The sequence below is a fragment of the Frigidibacter oleivorans genome, from assembly GCF_003993775.1.
Classification (GTDB): Bacteria; Pseudomonadota; Alphaproteobacteria; order Rhodobacterales; family Rhodobacteraceae; genus Frigidibacter; species Frigidibacter oleivorans.
Map to the genome: position 1 here is coordinate 338463 of NZ_RJRZ01000001.1, position 13950 is coordinate 352412.

General features: G+C 68.2%; 19 protein-coding genes. 4 read left to right on the plus strand and 15 right to left on the minus strand.

What is annotated here, in order from left to right; all coding sequences use genetic code 11:
• Positions 1 to 47 precede the first annotated feature (47 nt).
• Positions 48 to 302, plus strand: a complete 255-nt coding sequence (locus tag EEY80_RS01735; RefSeq protein WP_126974821.1) for a hypothetical protein — start codon at positions 48 to 50, stop codon at positions 300 to 302.
• Here EEY80_RS01735 and EEY80_RS01740 read toward each other — a convergent pair.
• From EEY80_RS01740 to pyk, 11 genes are all read right to left on the minus strand, one after another.
• A complete protein-coding gene (locus EEY80_RS01740) occupies positions 299 to 625 on the minus strand; it encodes a YrhK family protein (RefSeq protein WP_126974822.1) in 327 nt (108 codons plus the stop codon). The two genes, EEY80_RS01735 and EEY80_RS01740, sit on opposite strands and share 4 nt — an antisense overlap.
• A 178-nt stretch (positions 626 to 803) precedes the next feature.
• Positions 804 to 1175: a DUF2513 domain-containing protein gene (locus tag EEY80_RS01745; RefSeq protein ID WP_126974823.1), complete on the minus strand. Its 372-nt coding sequence runs from the start codon at positions 1173 to 1175 to the stop codon at positions 804 to 806.
• Positions 1176 to 1330: 155 nt separating this feature from the next.
• Positions 1331 to 1756: a hypothetical protein gene (locus EEY80_RS01750; RefSeq protein WP_126974824.1), complete on the minus strand. Its 426-nt coding sequence runs from the start codon at positions 1754 to 1756 to the stop codon at positions 1331 to 1333.
• A complete protein-coding gene (gene pheS / locus EEY80_RS01755; protein WP_407920710.1) occupies positions 1753 to 2826 on the minus strand; it encodes a phenylalanine--tRNA ligase subunit alpha in 1074 nt (357 codons plus the stop codon). Before pheS ends, EEY80_RS01750 begins: the two co-directional genes overlap by 4 nt.
• A gap of 87 nt (positions 2827 to 2913) precedes the next feature.
• Positions 2914 to 3342 carry a DUF6636 domain-containing protein gene (locus EEY80_RS01760; RefSeq protein ID WP_126974826.1) on the minus strand — a complete coding sequence of 143 codons (429 nt, stop codon included), beginning with the start codon at positions 3340 to 3342 and terminating at the stop codon, positions 2914 to 2916.
• A 124-nt stretch (positions 3343 to 3466) separates the two neighbouring features.
• Positions 3467 to 4891 (minus strand): alanine/glycine:cation symporter family protein, encoded by a 1425-nt coding sequence (locus EEY80_RS01765; protein WP_126974827.1) that lies wholly within the window; start codon positions 4889 to 4891, stop codon positions 3467 to 3469.
• 147 nt (positions 4892 to 5038) lie between these two features.
• Positions 5039 to 5794, minus strand: coding sequence for a type I methionyl aminopeptidase (map, locus tag EEY80_RS01770; RefSeq protein ID WP_126974828.1), 756 nt, complete (start codon positions 5792 to 5794; stop codon positions 5039 to 5041).
• Positions 5795 to 5893: 99 nt separating this feature from the next.
• Entirely contained in the window at positions 5894 to 6265 is a 372-nt protein-coding gene (rplT, locus tag EEY80_RS01775) for a 50S ribosomal protein L20 (RefSeq protein WP_126974829.1), read from the minus strand.
• A 12-nt stretch (positions 6266 to 6277) separates the two neighbouring features.
• Positions 6278 to 6478 carry a 50S ribosomal protein L35 gene (gene rpmI, locus EEY80_RS01780; RefSeq protein ID WP_126974830.1) on the minus strand — a complete coding sequence of 67 codons (201 nt, stop codon included), beginning with the start codon at positions 6476 to 6478 and terminating at the stop codon, positions 6278 to 6280.
• Between the two features lie 130 nt (positions 6479 to 6608).
• A complete protein-coding gene (locus EEY80_RS01785; RefSeq protein WP_126974831.1) occupies positions 6609 to 6833 on the minus strand; it encodes a hypothetical protein in 225 nt (74 codons plus the stop codon).
• 85 nt (positions 6834 to 6918) lie between these two features.
• A complete protein-coding gene (gene pyk, locus EEY80_RS01790; RefSeq protein WP_126974832.1) occupies positions 6919 to 8367 on the minus strand; it encodes a pyruvate kinase in 1449 nt (482 codons plus the stop codon).
• A gap of 133 nt (positions 8368 to 8500) precedes the next feature.
• On the opposite strand from pyk, the gene EEY80_RS01795 reads away from it, so the two are divergent.
• From EEY80_RS01795 to EEY80_RS01805, 3 genes are all read left to right on the plus strand, one after another.
• The gene (locus EEY80_RS01795; RefSeq protein ID WP_126974833.1) at positions 8501 to 9241 is read left to right on the plus strand and encodes an N-formylglutamate amidohydrolase; all 741 of its coding nucleotides are present in this window, start codon (positions 8501 to 8503) and stop codon (positions 9239 to 9241) included.
• Between the two features lie 15 nt (positions 9242 to 9256).
• Positions 9257 to 9571 carry a DUF1244 domain-containing protein gene (locus tag EEY80_RS01800; RefSeq protein WP_126974834.1) on the plus strand — a complete coding sequence of 105 codons (315 nt, stop codon included), beginning with the start codon at positions 9257 to 9259 and terminating at the stop codon, positions 9569 to 9571.
• A 193-nt stretch (positions 9572 to 9764) separates the two neighbouring features.
• Positions 9765 to 10304, plus strand: coding sequence for a hypothetical protein (locus tag EEY80_RS01805; protein WP_126974835.1), 540 nt, complete (start codon positions 9765 to 9767; stop codon positions 10302 to 10304).
• A 67-nt stretch (positions 10305 to 10371) separates the two neighbouring features.
• On the opposite strand, the gene EEY80_RS19960 is transcribed toward EEY80_RS01805, so the two are convergent.
• The 4 genes from EEY80_RS19960 to dgcN all read right to left on the minus strand — a co-directional run bounded on the left by EEY80_RS19960 (position 10372) and on the right by dgcN (position 13753).
• Positions 10372 to 10821, minus strand: coding sequence for a hypothetical protein (locus EEY80_RS19960; RefSeq protein WP_164738102.1), 450 nt, complete (start codon positions 10819 to 10821; stop codon positions 10372 to 10374).
• A 77-nt stretch (positions 10822 to 10898) separates the two neighbouring features.
• Entirely contained in the window at positions 10899 to 11759 is an 861-nt protein-coding gene (locus EEY80_RS01810; RefSeq protein ID WP_126974836.1) for a D-amino-acid transaminase, read from the minus strand.
• A gap of 24 nt (positions 11760 to 11783) precedes the next feature.
• Positions 11784 to 12749: an N-acetyl-D-Glu racemase DgcA gene (gene dgcA / locus EEY80_RS01815; protein WP_126974837.1), complete on the minus strand. Its 966-nt coding sequence runs from the start codon at positions 12747 to 12749 to the stop codon at positions 11784 to 11786.
• Between the two features lie 2 nt (positions 12750 to 12751).
• Positions 12752 to 13753 (minus strand): N-acetyltransferase DgcN, encoded by a 1002-nt coding sequence (gene dgcN, locus EEY80_RS01820; RefSeq protein WP_126975085.1) that lies wholly within the window; start codon positions 13751 to 13753, stop codon positions 12752 to 12754.
• Positions 13754 to 13950 lie beyond the last annotated feature (197 nt).

Consider the following 13950-nt stretch of genomic DNA (forward strand, 5'->3'; position numbering starts at 1 on the left):
TTCGGTGTCAGGGTGCCGGGATCGGGACGACAGGATGGGCAAGGGCAATGGCAGGGCGCGGATACCGGCATGACCGGGGACTGGGGGCGGCGGCGCTGCGGCTCGTCGCCGCCGCCGCGCTGCTCGCGCTGTGCGCCGGGGCCGGCTGGATGCAAAGCCACCCGGCCGAGCGGGGGCCGCAGATGATCCGCACCACGTCCGAGGTCGCGGGCGACTGCTCGCGCAGCACCCTGACCGGATCGGGCGGCGGCTGCGGCGGCCTGTCGGTGGGCAAGGTGGCCTTCACCAGCGCGATGCGCTAGCCCTTCGGGTCGAGAGGGCCGTCGATCCCCGACAGGTCGGAATAGGAGCCCTCGCGCATCAGCCGCACCTCGCGCACCAGCCGCAGCGCCGGCTTGGAGGCGAAGAACAGCGAGCCTGCCAGATAGAGGCTGACCCGCAGCGTCTGCGACGCGTCGACGAAATACAGCAGCGACCCGATGACGAAGCAGATCGAGGCCGCGAAGTCGACGGCGGTGTAGATCAGTTCGTACCGGGCATAGATGCGGCGTGTCTGCTCGCTCCGGTTGCGCAGGTTGCGGTGGAACAGATGGATCAGCGGGATCGTCTCGGCGCGGCCGGTCATCGGAGCCTCCCTCGTCTGGCGGGTCACCTACCTGCCCCAAACTCCGAACGCCGCCGGCAGGTCCAGCGGGGCCAGGCGAGTGTGGCGGCGGCCAGCCGAAGTCGCTTTCGGCGAAGGCGCGCAGGTCAGTCGGGGAGGTCAAAGCTCGCGGTCGTATCGAGATGAGAGAGGGTGAATTTCATGACAGGTTGATCCCCAGCTTTTCCGTTACCGCTTGTTTGACGTAAGCAATTGCAATGTCTTTGAAAACTCCAAGGGTCACCCCGCCGACCTTGCTTGCCCCGTCCTTGGTTTTCTTCCAGATACCTTCGTCGCGGATCGCATCCAAGTAGTCATGACCTGCGTTCTTGATACGAAAGAAGCCGAGGTTGGCGTCTTCCCCTTCGATGAGACCAGCGTCTTTCATCAGCAAGAGCTGATATGCGTCATCGGGGGACAGATTGTTCATCAGGTCCACGTAGCCCGAGCAAAAGTCTTCTTCCGGATCGACTGGAATTGCCTCGGCCCGAAGAAGTAGATTTCGCATTCTGTCCAAATCGCGGCTCGGCATTACCTACTTACCCCCCAGCCACGCTCGGCAGGTCCAGCGCGCTAAACCCATAGTGGCGCAGCCAGCGCAAGTCGCTTTCGAAATAGGCGCGCAGGTCGGGCATGCCGAGGCTCGTTTCGGTTCGAGATGGCCCTTGGGCTAGGGAAGGGTGAATTTCATTCGGGAGCTCCCGCGAAGAATTCTGCCCAGCCTACAAGAACAGAAGTCAGGATCGATATGATAAGGCCCACAAAAACAGTGGCCCAATTACGTTTGACGTTGTTCCACGCCCTCAGCAAGACACTGCTTTCATCAAGTAGATCATGGCCTGCGGAAGTAAGCCCGATGTAGGTTTCTGCGTAGGGATCCTCATCATTACTGCCAGTTCCCAACCAAGGCGCGTCGCTAACCCTGTCACTGCGGAGGTAGCCATCGCGTATCAGCAACCTAATATTGTACGCTTGTTCATCACTCCAGTCCGGCGTATTCGTATCATCATAGCCGCCATAGTTGCGGCTGAACCTTTCAAAACGCGTCATCGGATTTGAGTCTGCCTCAATCTGGCGCAGTATCGAGAGCTGAAGCGTCTTGTCCCGTTTCACCTGCTCAACCCCCCGAACACCGTCGGCAGGTCCAGCGCGCTGAAGCCGTAGTGGCGCAGCCAGCGCAGGTCACTCTCAAAAAATGCCCGCAGGTCGGGGATGCCGTATTTCAGCATCGCGATCCGGTCGATGCCCATGCCGAAGGCGAAGCCCTGCCACTGGTCCGGGTCGACCCCGGCGGCGGACAGCACCTTGGGATGCACCATGCCGGACCCGAGGATCTCCATCCAGCTGTCGCCCTGCCCGATCTTCAGCTGGCCGCCTTCCCAGGAACAGCGGATATCGACCTCGGCCGAGGGCTCGGTGAAGGGGAAATGGCTGGCGCGGAAGCGCAGTTCGACCTCGGCCACCTCGAAATAGGTGCGGCAGAACTCCTCCAGCACCCATTTCAGGTTCGCCATGCTGATGTCGCGGTCGATGGCCAGCCCCTCGACCTGGTGGAACATCGGCGTATGGGTCTGGTCCATGTCCATGCGATAGACCCGGCCGGGCGCGATCACCCGGATCGGCGCGCCGCGGTCGGCCATCGCCCGGATCTGCACGGGGCTGGTATGGGTGCGCAGCACATGGGGCGGCCGGTCGTCGCCTTCGGCCCGCGCCATGAAGAAGGTGTCATGCTCCTGCCGGGCGGGATGTTCCGGCGGGATGTTCAGCGCGTCGAAGTTGAACCAGTCGCTTTCGATCTGCGGCCCCTCGGCCACGGCAAAGCCCATGTCGGCGAAGATCGCGGTGACCTCGTCCGTCACCTGGCTGACCGGGTGGATGGTGCCCTCGCGCCGGGGACGGCCCGGCAGGGTCACGTCCAGCCATTCCGCGCGCAGCCGTTCGTCCAGCGCCGCATCGGCCAGCGCGGTCTTGCGGGCGCGCAGGGCGGCGTCGATCTCGTCCTTCAGGACGTTCAGCTGGGCGCCGGCGGCCTTGCGCGCCTCGGGCTCCATCTTGCCCAGCGTCGCCATCAGGGCGCTGATCTCGCCCTTCTTGCCAAGCGCGGCCAGCCGGACCGATTCAAGCGCCGCCTCGTCGGCGGCGGCGGTCACGGCCTCGATATACTTGCCCCTGAGCGTGTCGATCTGGTCCATTCCCGGCCCTCCAGCGTCTGGGTCGGGGTTAAGCGGCGCAGGGGCCGATTGCAAGGGCCGGGCGGGTCCGGCGCCGGGTCAGAACACGATCTGCGCCCCGCGCGCCAGCTTGAATCCGTGGCCCGAGGCATTGCGGCATTCGAGCCCCGTCTGCAGCGACAGGCAGACGATGCCGCCGAAACTGCCGGTCACCCCGTAAGGCGCGACATCCTGCACCGAGGCGGCGAGCCGGCTGTCCAGATGCCGGTCGGTGCATTCCATCTCGACCGGGCCGGTATCGCGCATGAAGAAGACATGCCCCCAGAAGGCCATGCAATCCGCGGGCGCCGGCCGGGCGGGCGGGCCCGAGCGGTCGACGATCGTGCACAGGATGTCGGAGCTGCCGGCCTCGATCCCGACGCTGCAATAGACGTTCCCCGACGGCATCCGGAACAGGAAGACATCGGCGCGGGCGGTGGAGGGGGCCAGCGGCAGGATGGCGAGAACGAGGAGTGCGAGACGGCGCATACGGGATACCCTGACACTGGACGGAGACGCGCGAGTGAGTCCGGCGCAGGATAGCACGGCCTGCGCCGGTTTTCATGACGGCGTCGCGGACGGGCCCCGGGGGAAGGCCCCCGACGTCGGCCGGCTATTTCCAGATCGTCGGGTCGATCCCCTCGCCCAGCGTCGGATGGTCGGCCAGATGCAGCTTCGGCTCCGCCCCCGCCGCGCGCTGCGCGAAATAGTTGCGGGTCAGGTAGACGACCGTCCCCGACAGCGCCACGATGGCAACCAGGTTGATCGTCGCCATCAGCCCCATCGAGGCATCGGCGAGGTTGAAGACCGTCGCCACCGCCTGCAGCGCGCCCCACAGCACCATCGCCAGCACGATCAGCCGCAGCGCCATCAGCGGCCCCTTGCCGCCGAGGCCGAGGAAGGACATCGCCATTTCCGAATAGGCGTAGTTGCCGATGATCGAGGTAAAGGCGAAGAAGAAGATCGCCACGGCGATAAAGACCGGCCCCAGCCCGCCGATATGGCTTTCCAGCGCCATCTGCGTCAGCTGCGTGCCCGTCGCCTCGCCCCCCGGCGCATAGACGCCCGACAGCAGGATCATCAGCGCGGTGCAGGAGCAGATGACGATGGTGTCGATGAACACGCCCAGCGACTGCACCAGGCCCTGGCTCGACGGGTGATGCGGCTGCGGGCGGGCGGCGGCGGCGATGTTCGGGGCGGACCCCATGCCCGCCTCGTTGGAAAACAGCCCCCGCTTCACCCCGTTCAGCATCGCCGCCGCCATGCCACCCGCGACGCCACCCGCCACCTCGGTCAGGCCAAAGGCGCTGCCGACGATCTGGCCGATCATGCCCGGCACCTGCGGCAGATGCGTCACCAGCACGTAGAGCGCGATCAGCAGGTAGATCCCCGCCATCGCCGGCACGACATATTCCGCGACGGTGGCGATCTTGCGGATACCGCCAAAGATCACCAGCGCGGTCAGCGCAGCCACGGCGAGGCCGGTCGCGATCTTGGGCAAGCCGAAGGCGCCCACCATCGCGTCGGCGATGGAGTTGGCCTGCACCGCGTTGAAGACCAGGCCGAAGGACAGGATCAGGCAGACCGAGAACACACCGCCCAGCCAGGGCAGGCCCAGCCCCTTGGCGATGTAGAAGGCCGGACCGCCGCGATAGACGCCGGTGCCGCCTTCGCCCGGATCGTGCACCTTGTAAAGCTGCGCGAGCGTCGATTCCGCATAGGCCGTCGCCATCCCCACCAGCGCCACGATCCACATCCAGAAGATCGCCCCCGGCCCGCCGAGGTTCAGCGCCACCGCGACACCCGCGATATTGCCGGTGCCGACCCGGCTGGCCAGGCTGGTGCACAGCGCCTGGAACGGCGAAATCCCCTCGCGATCGGTCGTGGGGGCCGAGGTGACGACGCGGAACATCTCGCCGAAATGCACGAACTGCTGAAACCGCAGCCGGATGGTGAAATAGACGCCCACCGCCAGCAGGCCATAGATCAGCACATAGCCCCAGAAGACCGTGTTCAGAAAGTCGATGATCGCGTTCATGCCGCCTGTCCCTCGCCTGTCGGTCGTTGCCCCGTCATCCGCTATCGTGGCGGGTTCCGCCGGTCGGTGCGGCGGGTTTCCCCAGCCTGACCACGGGTTCGGACGCTGACAAGCACGAAAACATGCAGATCGGATGCGAAATGAGGCTCAGCCGGGCAGGGTGAGGATGACGGCACCCCGATCCGTCGCAACCACGGTATGTTCGTATTGCACCACCGGCGCGGGCGGATCGCTGCGCAGCGTCCAGCCGTCGCCGCCCTCCACCGCCTGCCGGCCGCCCAGCGACAGGAACGGTTCCACCGTCAGCACCAGCCCGCGATGGATGCGCCGCCGGTCGCCCCGGCTGGGCCAGGTCGCGACGGTCTCGGGCGGCTCGTGCAGCGCGCGGCCGACCCCGTGGCTCGCGAGGTTGCGGATCAGCGTATAGCCCCGGGCCGAGGCGAAGCGGCCGATGGCCTGGCCTATCCCGGCCAGCGGGCGGTCGCTGCCGACCTGCGCGATGCCGATCTGCATCGCCTTCCGCCCGTCGCGGCACAGCCGGTCCAGCGCCGGCGCATCGCCGCCCGGGCGCAGCCGGAAGCTGGCGCCGGTATCGGCATAGAAGCCGTCCCTGTGCGCCGAGACGTCGATATTGACCAGATCGCCGGGCGCGAGCACCCGCGCGCCCGGGATGCCATGGGCGATTTCCTCGTTGACGCTGATGCAGGTGGCGCCCGGAAAGCCATAGCTCGTTTCCGGCGCCGGGATCGCGCCCTCGCGGTCCAGCAGCGCCCGGCCGATGGCGTCAAGCTCGCGGGTGGTCATCCCCGGTTCCATCGCCCCGGCCATCGCCTGCAGGGTATTGGCGACGATGCGGCCGATGGCGCGCAGCCCGTCGAGCTCCTGTTGCCGGGTGACGGTCATCGGCTGTCCTTCCGAAGGCTGCGGGCGCGAAAGCGGCCCCTGAAACGGAAAACCCCGCGCCAGGGCGCGGGGTCCATGTCGTCCGGACGCCGTCGGCGATCAGGCGGCGGCGGGCATCGCCGCGCGGGCCTTCTCGACGATGCCGGCGAAGGCCGCCGGTTCGTTCACGGCCAGATCGGCCAGAACCTTGCGGTCGACCTCGATCCCGGCCAGCGACAGCGCGTTGATGAACCGCGAATAGGTCAGCGCCGGGTCGATCTCGCGCACGGCGGCGTTGATGCGCTGGATCCACAGCGCGCGGAAGTTCCGCTTGCGCACCTTGCGGTCGCGGGTCGCGTACTGGTTCGCCTTGTCCACCGCCTGGGTGGCAGTGCGGAAGTTGCGGCTGCGGGCGCTGTAATAGCCCGAAGCTTCCTTGATGACCTTGCGGTGACGGGCGTGGGTCACCTTGCCGGATTTGACGCGTGCCATGTGCCTGTCTCCTTAGCGGTTGTACGGCATGTATTTCTTGACGATCTTCTCGTCGGCGTCGCTCAGGATCATGGTCCCGGTGACATCGCGGATGAATTTCGTCGAACGCTTGATCATGCCGTGGCGCTTGCCCGCCGGGCCGGCCTTCACCTTGCCGGTGGCGGTGAAGGAGAACCGCTTCTTGGCCGCGGATTTCGTCTTCATCTTGGGCATTTCCATCTCCTCTTGCGAGTTGTCATGCGCACGACTCGGCAATGCCACTCGGCCGGCCGCGCGATCAGAGCGCGCCCAATAGACGCTCGCGGGGGGCTTGGCAAGGGGCTTGGCACGGATCCGGGTACGATCAGCGCAGAAGCCGGGCAAAGGTCGCCAGCACCACGTCGGGAATGGCCGCGGGGTCATAGCGTCCGGGGGCCATGACCAGCGCCGCGCCGATCGCCGCGCCCCCGGCCAGGGCCAGCGTCAGCGCGAACCAGGGGCGGCGGCGGTCCGACCAGGCCGAGACCAGCGACGGCACCGACAGCAGCGCCGCCACCAGCCCCAGCGTCAGCAGGATGTCGGGGTCCATCGCGCGCCTCAGGACCGCGGGCCGGGGCGCACGGGCGCCCGCGGCCGGAATGGGCCGCACCCCGCAAGACCGGGGTGCGCGCCGTTCATTCCGGGTCGGTGCGGAAGATCAGCCGCTCGTCGCAGGGGGCAACGCGCAGGATGTTGGTGGTGCCCTGCACGTTGAAGGGCACGCCCGCGGTCACGAGGATCATCTCGCTTTCCGTGGCAAAGCCCTCGGCCTTGGCCGCCCGCGCCGCGCCGACGACCGCGCCCTTGAACCGGTCCACCGGCGCGCAGAACGCCCCGTGCACGCCCCAGGTCAGGCACAGCCGGCGCAGCACGCTCTGGAACGGGGTCAGCGCGATGATCGGCACGCGCGGCCGTTCCCGCGCGACGAGGTTCACCGTCTTGCCGCTTTGGGTGTAGCAGCAGATGGCCTTGATCGCATCGGTCGATTCCGCCAGTTCCCGCGCCGCGGCGACGATGCCCTCGGCGATGGTGGACCGGCCCGACCGGCGGCTGGCCTCGATCACGTCGCGATAGGTGGGATCGGTCTCGACCGAGCGGGCGACGTTGTCCATCGTCGTCACCGCCTCGACCGGATAGCGGCCGGCGGCGGATTCGGCCGACAGCATCACCGCATCGGCGCCCTCGTAGATCGCATGGGCCACGTCCGACACCTCGGCCCGGGTCGGCATCGGGCTTTCGATCATCGATTCCAGCATCTGGGTGGCGACGATCACCGGCTTGCCGGCGGCGCGGCACTTGCGCACCAGACGCTTCTGGATCGGCGGCACCGAATGCACCGGCAGTTCGACCCCCAGATCGCCCCGCGCCACCATGATCCCGTCCGACACGGCGAGGATGTCCTCGAACCGCGACAGGGCGGCGGGCTTCTCGATCTTGGCGAGGATCGCCGCCCGGCCCCTGGCCAGTTGCCGCGCCTCGTCCATGTCCTCGGGCCGTTGCACGAAGGACAGGGCCAGCCAGTCCGCCCCCAGCTCGCAGGCGAATTCCAGATCCTCGCGGTCCTTGGGCGACAGCGCCGCCAGCGGCAGCACCACGTCCGGCACGTTCACACCCTTGCGGTTGGAAATCGTGCCGCCGATCGTCACCGTGCAATCGGCGAAATCCGGGCCGCAGGTTTCGACCCGCATCCGGATCTTGCCGTCGTTCACCAGCAGCGTGCTGCCCGGCACCAGCGCCGCGAAGATTTCGGGATGCGGCAGGCAGACCCGGTGCCCCTCGCCCGGCGTGTCGTCGAGGTCGAAGCGAAAGCTCTGCCCCTCTTCCAGATCGGCGGCGCCGGCGGAAAAGGTGCCGACGCGCAGCTTCGGCCCCTGCAGGTCCGCCAGCACCCCGATCGGCCGGCCGACATCGGCCTCGATCGCGCGGATGATGTCGTAGCGCGCTTTCTGTTCGGCATGGGTGCCGTGGCTCATGTTCAGGCGGAACACGTCGGCCCCGGCCTCGAACAGGGCGCGGATGGTGTCATAATCGCTGGAGGCCGGCCCGAGGGTGGCCACGATCTTTACTTTGCGAAGGCGTCTCATCCTGCCTCGTTAGGTCTATCGTGTCGGTTGCGCGGTGGGCCGCGCTCTCTATGGCGGAAATCCCTGCGGGTCGCAACTGGCGCAGGCCACCGCCTTGCCCTAAACCCGGAACGGCACGAAAACATGACCCGCAATGACCTTTGAAGCCTATTCCATCATCGGCCAGACGCGCCCGGGGCGCTGGCTCGTCACCTGCGACCACGCGTCGAACGCGGTGCCCGACAGCGTCGGCGGCGGGGATCTGGGGATCGCCCCCGCCGACATGGCCCGCCACATCGCCTATGACGTCGGCGCCGCCGGGCTGGCCGAGGGGCTCGGGCAGCGGCTGGACTCGCCGGTGCTGCGGTCCAACTTCTCGCGCCTCGTGATCGACCCGAACCGGGGCGAGGACGACCCGACGCTGCTGATGAAGCTCTATGACGGGACGGTGATCCCCGCCAACCGGCTGGCCGACGCGGCCGAGACGGAACGGCGGCTGGCGGCCTTTCACCGCCCCTATCACGCGGCCTATGCGCAGCTTGCGGCGCGGCGGACCGACACCGCCATCTGCGCCGTCCACAGCTTCACCCCGCGCCTGCGCGGCCGCCCGCCCCGGCCCTGGCAGGTGGGCATCCTCTATTCGCACCGGGACGAGCGGCTGGCACGGCCGCTGATCGCGCGGCTGCAGGCGATGGGCCTGTGCGTGGGCGACAACGAGCCCTATTCCGGCCATCTGGACGGCGACGCCATCGACCGCCACGCCCTGACCCCGGGCCGGCCGAACGTCTTGATCGAGCTGCGCAACGACCTCATCTCGGACAGGGCGGGCCAGCAGGACTGGGCCGCCCGGCTGGCCCCGGTGCTGGTCGAGACGCTGGCCGCCTCCGGCCTCTGATCGAAAGGACAAGCCATGGACGACGCCACCCGGACCGAGATCGAGGCCGCGGCCTTCCGTGCCCTCAGGGCGCATCTGATCGAGGCGCGGCCCGATGTGCAGAACATCGACCTGATGAACCTCGCGGGGTTCTGCCGCAACTGCCTGTCGCGCTGGTATCAGGAGGCGGCCGAGGCCCGCGGCGTCAGCCTGTCCAAGGACGCGGCGCGGGAAATCTTCTACGGCATGCCCTATGCCGACTGGCAGGCCCGCCACCAGACCGAGGCCAGCGACTCGCAGAAGGCGGCGTTCGAGACGGCCTTCCGCGACAATGTCGGCCCGCGCGGCTGACGCATGCGGAACGGGCAGTTCCCGGCGCGGACCCGGCGCCGGCGTTTCCCCGGCGGGGACAATGACGGGCCAGGCCCGTGACTGGCCAAGCGGAGCCGGGCGCCGCCTCGCCTTCGGGTTGACTCGGGGTCGAGGAGGGCCAACGTTCGATACAAGCAGAACGCGAACCGGCCAGGGCCTCGGGAATAGAAACATGTTGGAACTCATCTCGCTGCTGACGCTCGGGACTCTTGCCGATACCGGCGCCGATACGGATGCCGACGAAGTCAGCGGCGACGAAGACGAGGCGCTGATCGCCGAGGAGACCGGCGACGAGGCGGGGTCCCTTCTCGACTTCGACGCCGAGGACGATGACGCCGCGGGTGACGCCCTGGCCGTGGCCGATCCGTGGGACGGCGACGCGGCGGATGCGGCCTACGCGGCCGAGCAGGACCAGTGGGACGCGGAGTCCGAATGGGATGCCGCGGATTGGGAAGACGACGCGCAGGACGCCGGCCCCGCCGAGGACGCCACCCCCGCCACTGTCATCAGCGACTATCAGCCGGGCCTCGACCAGATCGAGATCACCATCTACGCCCCCGCCCCCGACGGCGCGGTGGACGTCGACCTGCAAAGCACCGCCGACGGGCTGAGCACCGAGATCCTCGTGGCCGGCAAGGTGCAGGCGGTTCTGGACGGCGTCCTGCCCGACGACGTGAACGCCAACGACCTGTTCATCGAGTTCGTGGGGTAAGCACCGCTCCCGGCTCTGCCGGGACATGCCGGTCCGGTGGACCGTCACCGGCGCGCGAGGCTTCGGGTCACGACCCGGAGTTCGGCGCCACTCCCCGCCCCTGATTGATCCGGTCGGCCAGATCGCGCAGGTCCGCTTCCGTCAGGCCCGACGCGGGCAGGCCCATGTGGATGGTCTTGCCGGTGGACCGCACCCGCACGGTCAGGACATGGCTCTTGCCGCCCCGGTGATGCCGGGTAAGGGCTGTGACCGGCCCCACCGCTGCCAGGTCGATCTCCCTCGTCCCGAACAGATGGGTGTAGCGGATGCGCGTGGCCGACCAGCGCAGGCGCGGCAGACGCCGGACGGCGCAGAGCACCGCGATGGCCGTGCCCGGCAGGAACAGGCATAGGCCGGCCAGATACAGCGCCCGCCGCTCATCCCCGGTCCAGAGGCCGAAGGCCGCCGCGGCAGTCAGGGTGCCCCCCGCCGCGGCAAGCCCCAGCCAGCGGCCGCGCCGGGCGCGGATCTCGAACACAGGCAGGTCCTGCGCTGCGTCCGGCTGTGCCGCTCCGGATCGGTCCGGCGGACGGATCGCCGGCCCGTCGACCGTCGTCACACCGCCGCCTTGCGTCCCTGGTCGAGGTAGATCTCGCGCAGGCGCAGCGCGACCGGACCGGGCTTGCCGGCGCCGACCGGCACTCCGTCGATCTCGACCACCGGCATCACGAAGGTCGAGGCGCCGGTGATGAAAGCCTCGTCGGCGGCCTGCGCCTCGGCGATGGTGAAGGTTTTCTCGACGATCTCCATCTGCGCCTCGCGCGCATATTCCAGCAGCGTGGCGCGGGTGATCCCGTGCAGGATGTCGTTCGACAGGGGGCGGGTGATGATCTTGCCGCCCTTGACGATATAGGCGTTGTTGGCGGTGCCCTCGGTCACCAGCCCGTCCTGCACGAACCACGCATCGTCCACGCCGGCCTTCTTGGCCATCATCTTGCCCATCGACGGATACAGCAGCTGCACCGTCTTGATGTCGCGCCGGCCCCAGCGGATGTCGGGGATCGAAATCACGCGGATGCCCTGTTCGGCGCCGGCGGGATCGGCAAGGCCGGGTTTCGACTGGGTGAACAGCACCACGGTCGGCGCCACGTCATCGGCCGGGAAGGCAAAGTCGCGGTCGCCGGGGTCGCCCCGGCTGATCTGCAGGTAGACGAGGCCATTGGTGATCTCGTTCCGCGCCACGAGTTCGCGGTGGATCGCCAGCAGGTCATCGGCCGTCAGCGGCTCGGCGATCTGCAGCTCGTTCAGCGAGCGTTTCAGCCGCGCGCAATGGCCCTCGAAATCCAGCAGCTTGCCATCGAGGACCGAGGTCACCTCGTAGACCGCATCCGCAAAGACGAAGCCGCGGTCGAAGATCGAGATCTTCGCCTCGGATTCCGGCAGGTATTCCCCGTTCAGATAGACGATGCGGCCCATATGTCCCTCCGTATGCGCCAGCCGTCAGCCCCAGAGCGCGGCCTCGGGCGGCCAGACCTTGCCTCCGCTGTAATCCAGCGGATGGTCGCGGTCTTCGGCCAGAAGCAGCGGCCCGTCAAGATCGACCACCGCCGCGCCCTGCGCCACCAGCACCGCGGGCGCCATGGCGAGGCTCGAGCCCACCATGCAGCCCACCATCACCCCGAAGCCGCGCGACCGCGCCTCGTCGCGCAGCGCCAGCGCCTCGGTCAGGCCGCCGGTCTTGTCGAGCTTGATGTTGACCATGTCGTACTTGCCCGCCAGCGCGTCCAGCGAATGCCGGTCGTGGCAGGATTCGTCGGCGCAGACCGGCACCGGCCGGGCCATGGCCGCCAGCATCTCGTCCGCCCCGGCGGGCAGCGGCTGTTCGACCAGCTTCACCCCCATCTTCAGCAGATGCGGCGCCAGATCGGCATAGATCTCGGGCGTCCAGCCCTCGTTGGCATCGACGACGATGGGCGTATCGGGCGCACCGGCCCGCACCGCCGCCAGGCGGGCCATGTCGTTGGGCGTGCCCAGCTTGATCTTCAGCACCGGGCGATGCGCATTGGCGGCGGCCTGTTCGCGCATCCGCTCCGGTTCGTCCAGCGACAGCGTGTAGCAGGTGACGAGCGGCCCCGGCGCCGGCAGGCCGGCCAGATCCCAGGCCCGGCGCCCGGCGCGCTTGGCCTCCAGATCCCACAGGGCGCAGTCCACCGCGTTGCGGGCCGCGCCCGCCGGCAGCAGGTGCTGCAGTTCCGGCCGGGTAAAGCGCGCGGGCAGGCTCTCGATCTGCGCGGTGACGCTATCCAGCGTCTCGCCATAGCGGGCATAGGGCACGCATTCGCCCCGGCCGGTGACACCGCCCTCGGTGATCCGCACGGTCAGCACCCGCGCCTCGGTCCGCGAGCCGCGGCTGATGGTGAAGACCTGCGCGAGGCGAAACGTGTCGGGGGTAACGGTCAGTTCCATCGTCACACCGCCGCCAGCGCATCCACCAGCTTGCCCGCGCCAAAGCGGAACGGGTCGGTCGCGGGCAAGCCCATCCGCGCCTCGACCTCGGCCAGATAGGCGCGTGCCTCGTCCTCGGGCATGTGCTGGGTGTTGACTGAACAGCCGACCACCACGCAATCCGGGTTGGCCACGCGCGCCAGCAGCAGCGCCGTATCGCGAACCTGTTCCATCGTCGGCATCTCATAATCCGGCAGGCCGCGCATGTGCGGGCGCGTCGGTTCGTGGCAAATCACCAGCGCGTCGGGCTGGCCGCCATGGACCAGCGCCAGCGTCACCCCGGAATAGCTGACGTGATAGAGGCTGCCCTGCCCCTCGATCAGGTCCCAGTGGTCGGGGTCGTTGTCCGGGGTCAGATATTCGATGGACCCGGCCATGAAATCCGCGATCACCGCATCTAGCGGCACCCCGTCGCCGGTGATCAGGATGCCGGTCTGGCCGGTAGCGCGGAAACTGGCCTTCATGCCGCGCGCCCGCATCTCTTTCTCCATGCAGAGCGCGGTGTACATCTTGCCGACCGAACAGTCGGTGCCGACCGCCAGCATCCGCTTGCCCGCGCGCTTCTTGCCGTTGGCTATGGGATACTCGACCTCGGGCACCCGCACGTCATGCAGCTTGCGGCCCGTGGCGGCGGCGACGGCGGCAAGGTCCGGCTCGTCGCGCAGCAGGTTGTGCAGGCCCGAGGCCAGGTCGAAGCCTTCCTCCAGCGCCGCCACCAGCACCTTCTTCCAGGCGGGCGAGATCACGCCCCCGCGGTTGGCCACGCCCACCACCAGCGTCTTGCAGCCCGCCGCCTTCGCCTCGGCCAGCGTCATGTCGGTCAGGCCCAGATCGGCCTTGCAGCCCTCCATCCGGAACTGGCCGACGGCATATTCCGGGCGCCAGTCCTTGATCCCTTGCGCGACCTTCGCGGCCAGCGCGTCCGGCGCATCGCCGAGGAACAGCAGGTAGGGCGTCTCGATCATCGCCATCGGTGGCTCCTTCATTGGGGAGGGGTCGTCCGGCAAAGACTATCCGTCCGCCGGGAAATATCCTCGGTTATTCGCGTCCGTTCCGGCGAAACGCGCCAATGATCCCGCGAAAATCCGGCATTCTGCCGAAGATTCCGGCGATCCTTCGTGGCGGCTCCGCCCGCTTCGACCGGCGCAGGACGGATATTCGC

What these genes read in the sequence shown, in the direction of transcription:
- EEY80_RS01735 (WP_126974821.1), top strand. Translation starts at nt 48, where the DNA reads ATGGCAGGGCGCGGATACCGGCATGACCGGGGACTGGGGGCGGCGGCG.
- EEY80_RS01740 (WP_126974822.1), bottom strand. Translation starts at nt 625, where the DNA reads ATGACCGGCCGCGCCGAGACGATCCCGCTGATCCATCTGTTCCACCGC.
- EEY80_RS01745 (WP_126974823.1), bottom strand. Translation starts at nt 1,175, where the DNA reads ATGCCGAGCCGCGATTTGGACAGAATGCGAAATCTACTTCTTCGGGCC.
- EEY80_RS01760 (WP_126974826.1), bottom strand. Translation starts at nt 3,342, where the DNA reads ATGCGCCGTCTCGCACTCCTCGTTCTCGCCATCCTGCCGCTGGCCCCC.
- EEY80_RS01765 (WP_126974827.1), bottom strand. Translation starts at nt 4,891, where the DNA reads ATGAACGCGATCATCGACTTTCTGAACACGGTCTTCTGGGGCTATGTG.
- map (WP_126974828.1), bottom strand. Translation starts at nt 5,794, where the DNA reads ATGACCGTCACCCGGCAACAGGAGCTCGACGGGCTGCGCGCCATCGGC.
- rplT (WP_126974829.1), bottom strand. Translation starts at nt 6,265, where the DNA reads ATGGCACGCGTCAAATCCGGCAAGGTGACCCACGCCCGTCACCGCAAG.
- rpmI (WP_126974830.1), bottom strand. Translation starts at nt 6,478, where the DNA reads ATGCCCAAGATGAAGACGAAATCCGCGGCCAAGAAGCGGTTCTCCTTC.
- EEY80_RS01785 (WP_126974831.1), bottom strand. Translation starts at nt 6,833, where the DNA reads ATGGACCCCGACATCCTGCTGACGCTGGGGCTGGTGGCGGCGCTGCTG.
- pyk (WP_126974832.1), bottom strand. Translation starts at nt 8,367, where the DNA reads ATGAGACGCCTTCGCAAAGTAAAGATCGTGGCCACCCTCGGGCCGGCC.
- EEY80_RS01795 (WP_126974833.1), top strand. Translation starts at nt 8,501, where the DNA reads ATGACCTTTGAAGCCTATTCCATCATCGGCCAGACGCGCCCGGGGCGC.
- EEY80_RS01800 (WP_126974834.1), top strand. Translation starts at nt 9,257, where the DNA reads ATGGACGACGCCACCCGGACCGAGATCGAGGCCGCGGCCTTCCGTGCC.
- EEY80_RS01805 (WP_126974835.1), top strand. Translation starts at nt 9,765, where the DNA reads ATGTTGGAACTCATCTCGCTGCTGACGCTCGGGACTCTTGCCGATACC.
- EEY80_RS01810 (WP_126974836.1), bottom strand. Translation starts at nt 11,759, where the DNA reads ATGGGCCGCATCGTCTATCTGAACGGGGAATACCTGCCGGAATCCGAG.
- dgcA (WP_126974837.1), bottom strand. Translation starts at nt 12,749, where the DNA reads ATGGAACTGACCGTTACCCCCGACACGTTTCGCCTCGCGCAGGTCTTC.
- dgcN (WP_126975085.1), bottom strand. Translation starts at nt 13,753, where the DNA reads ATGATCGAGACGCCCTACCTGCTGTTCCTCGGCGATGCGCCGGACGCG.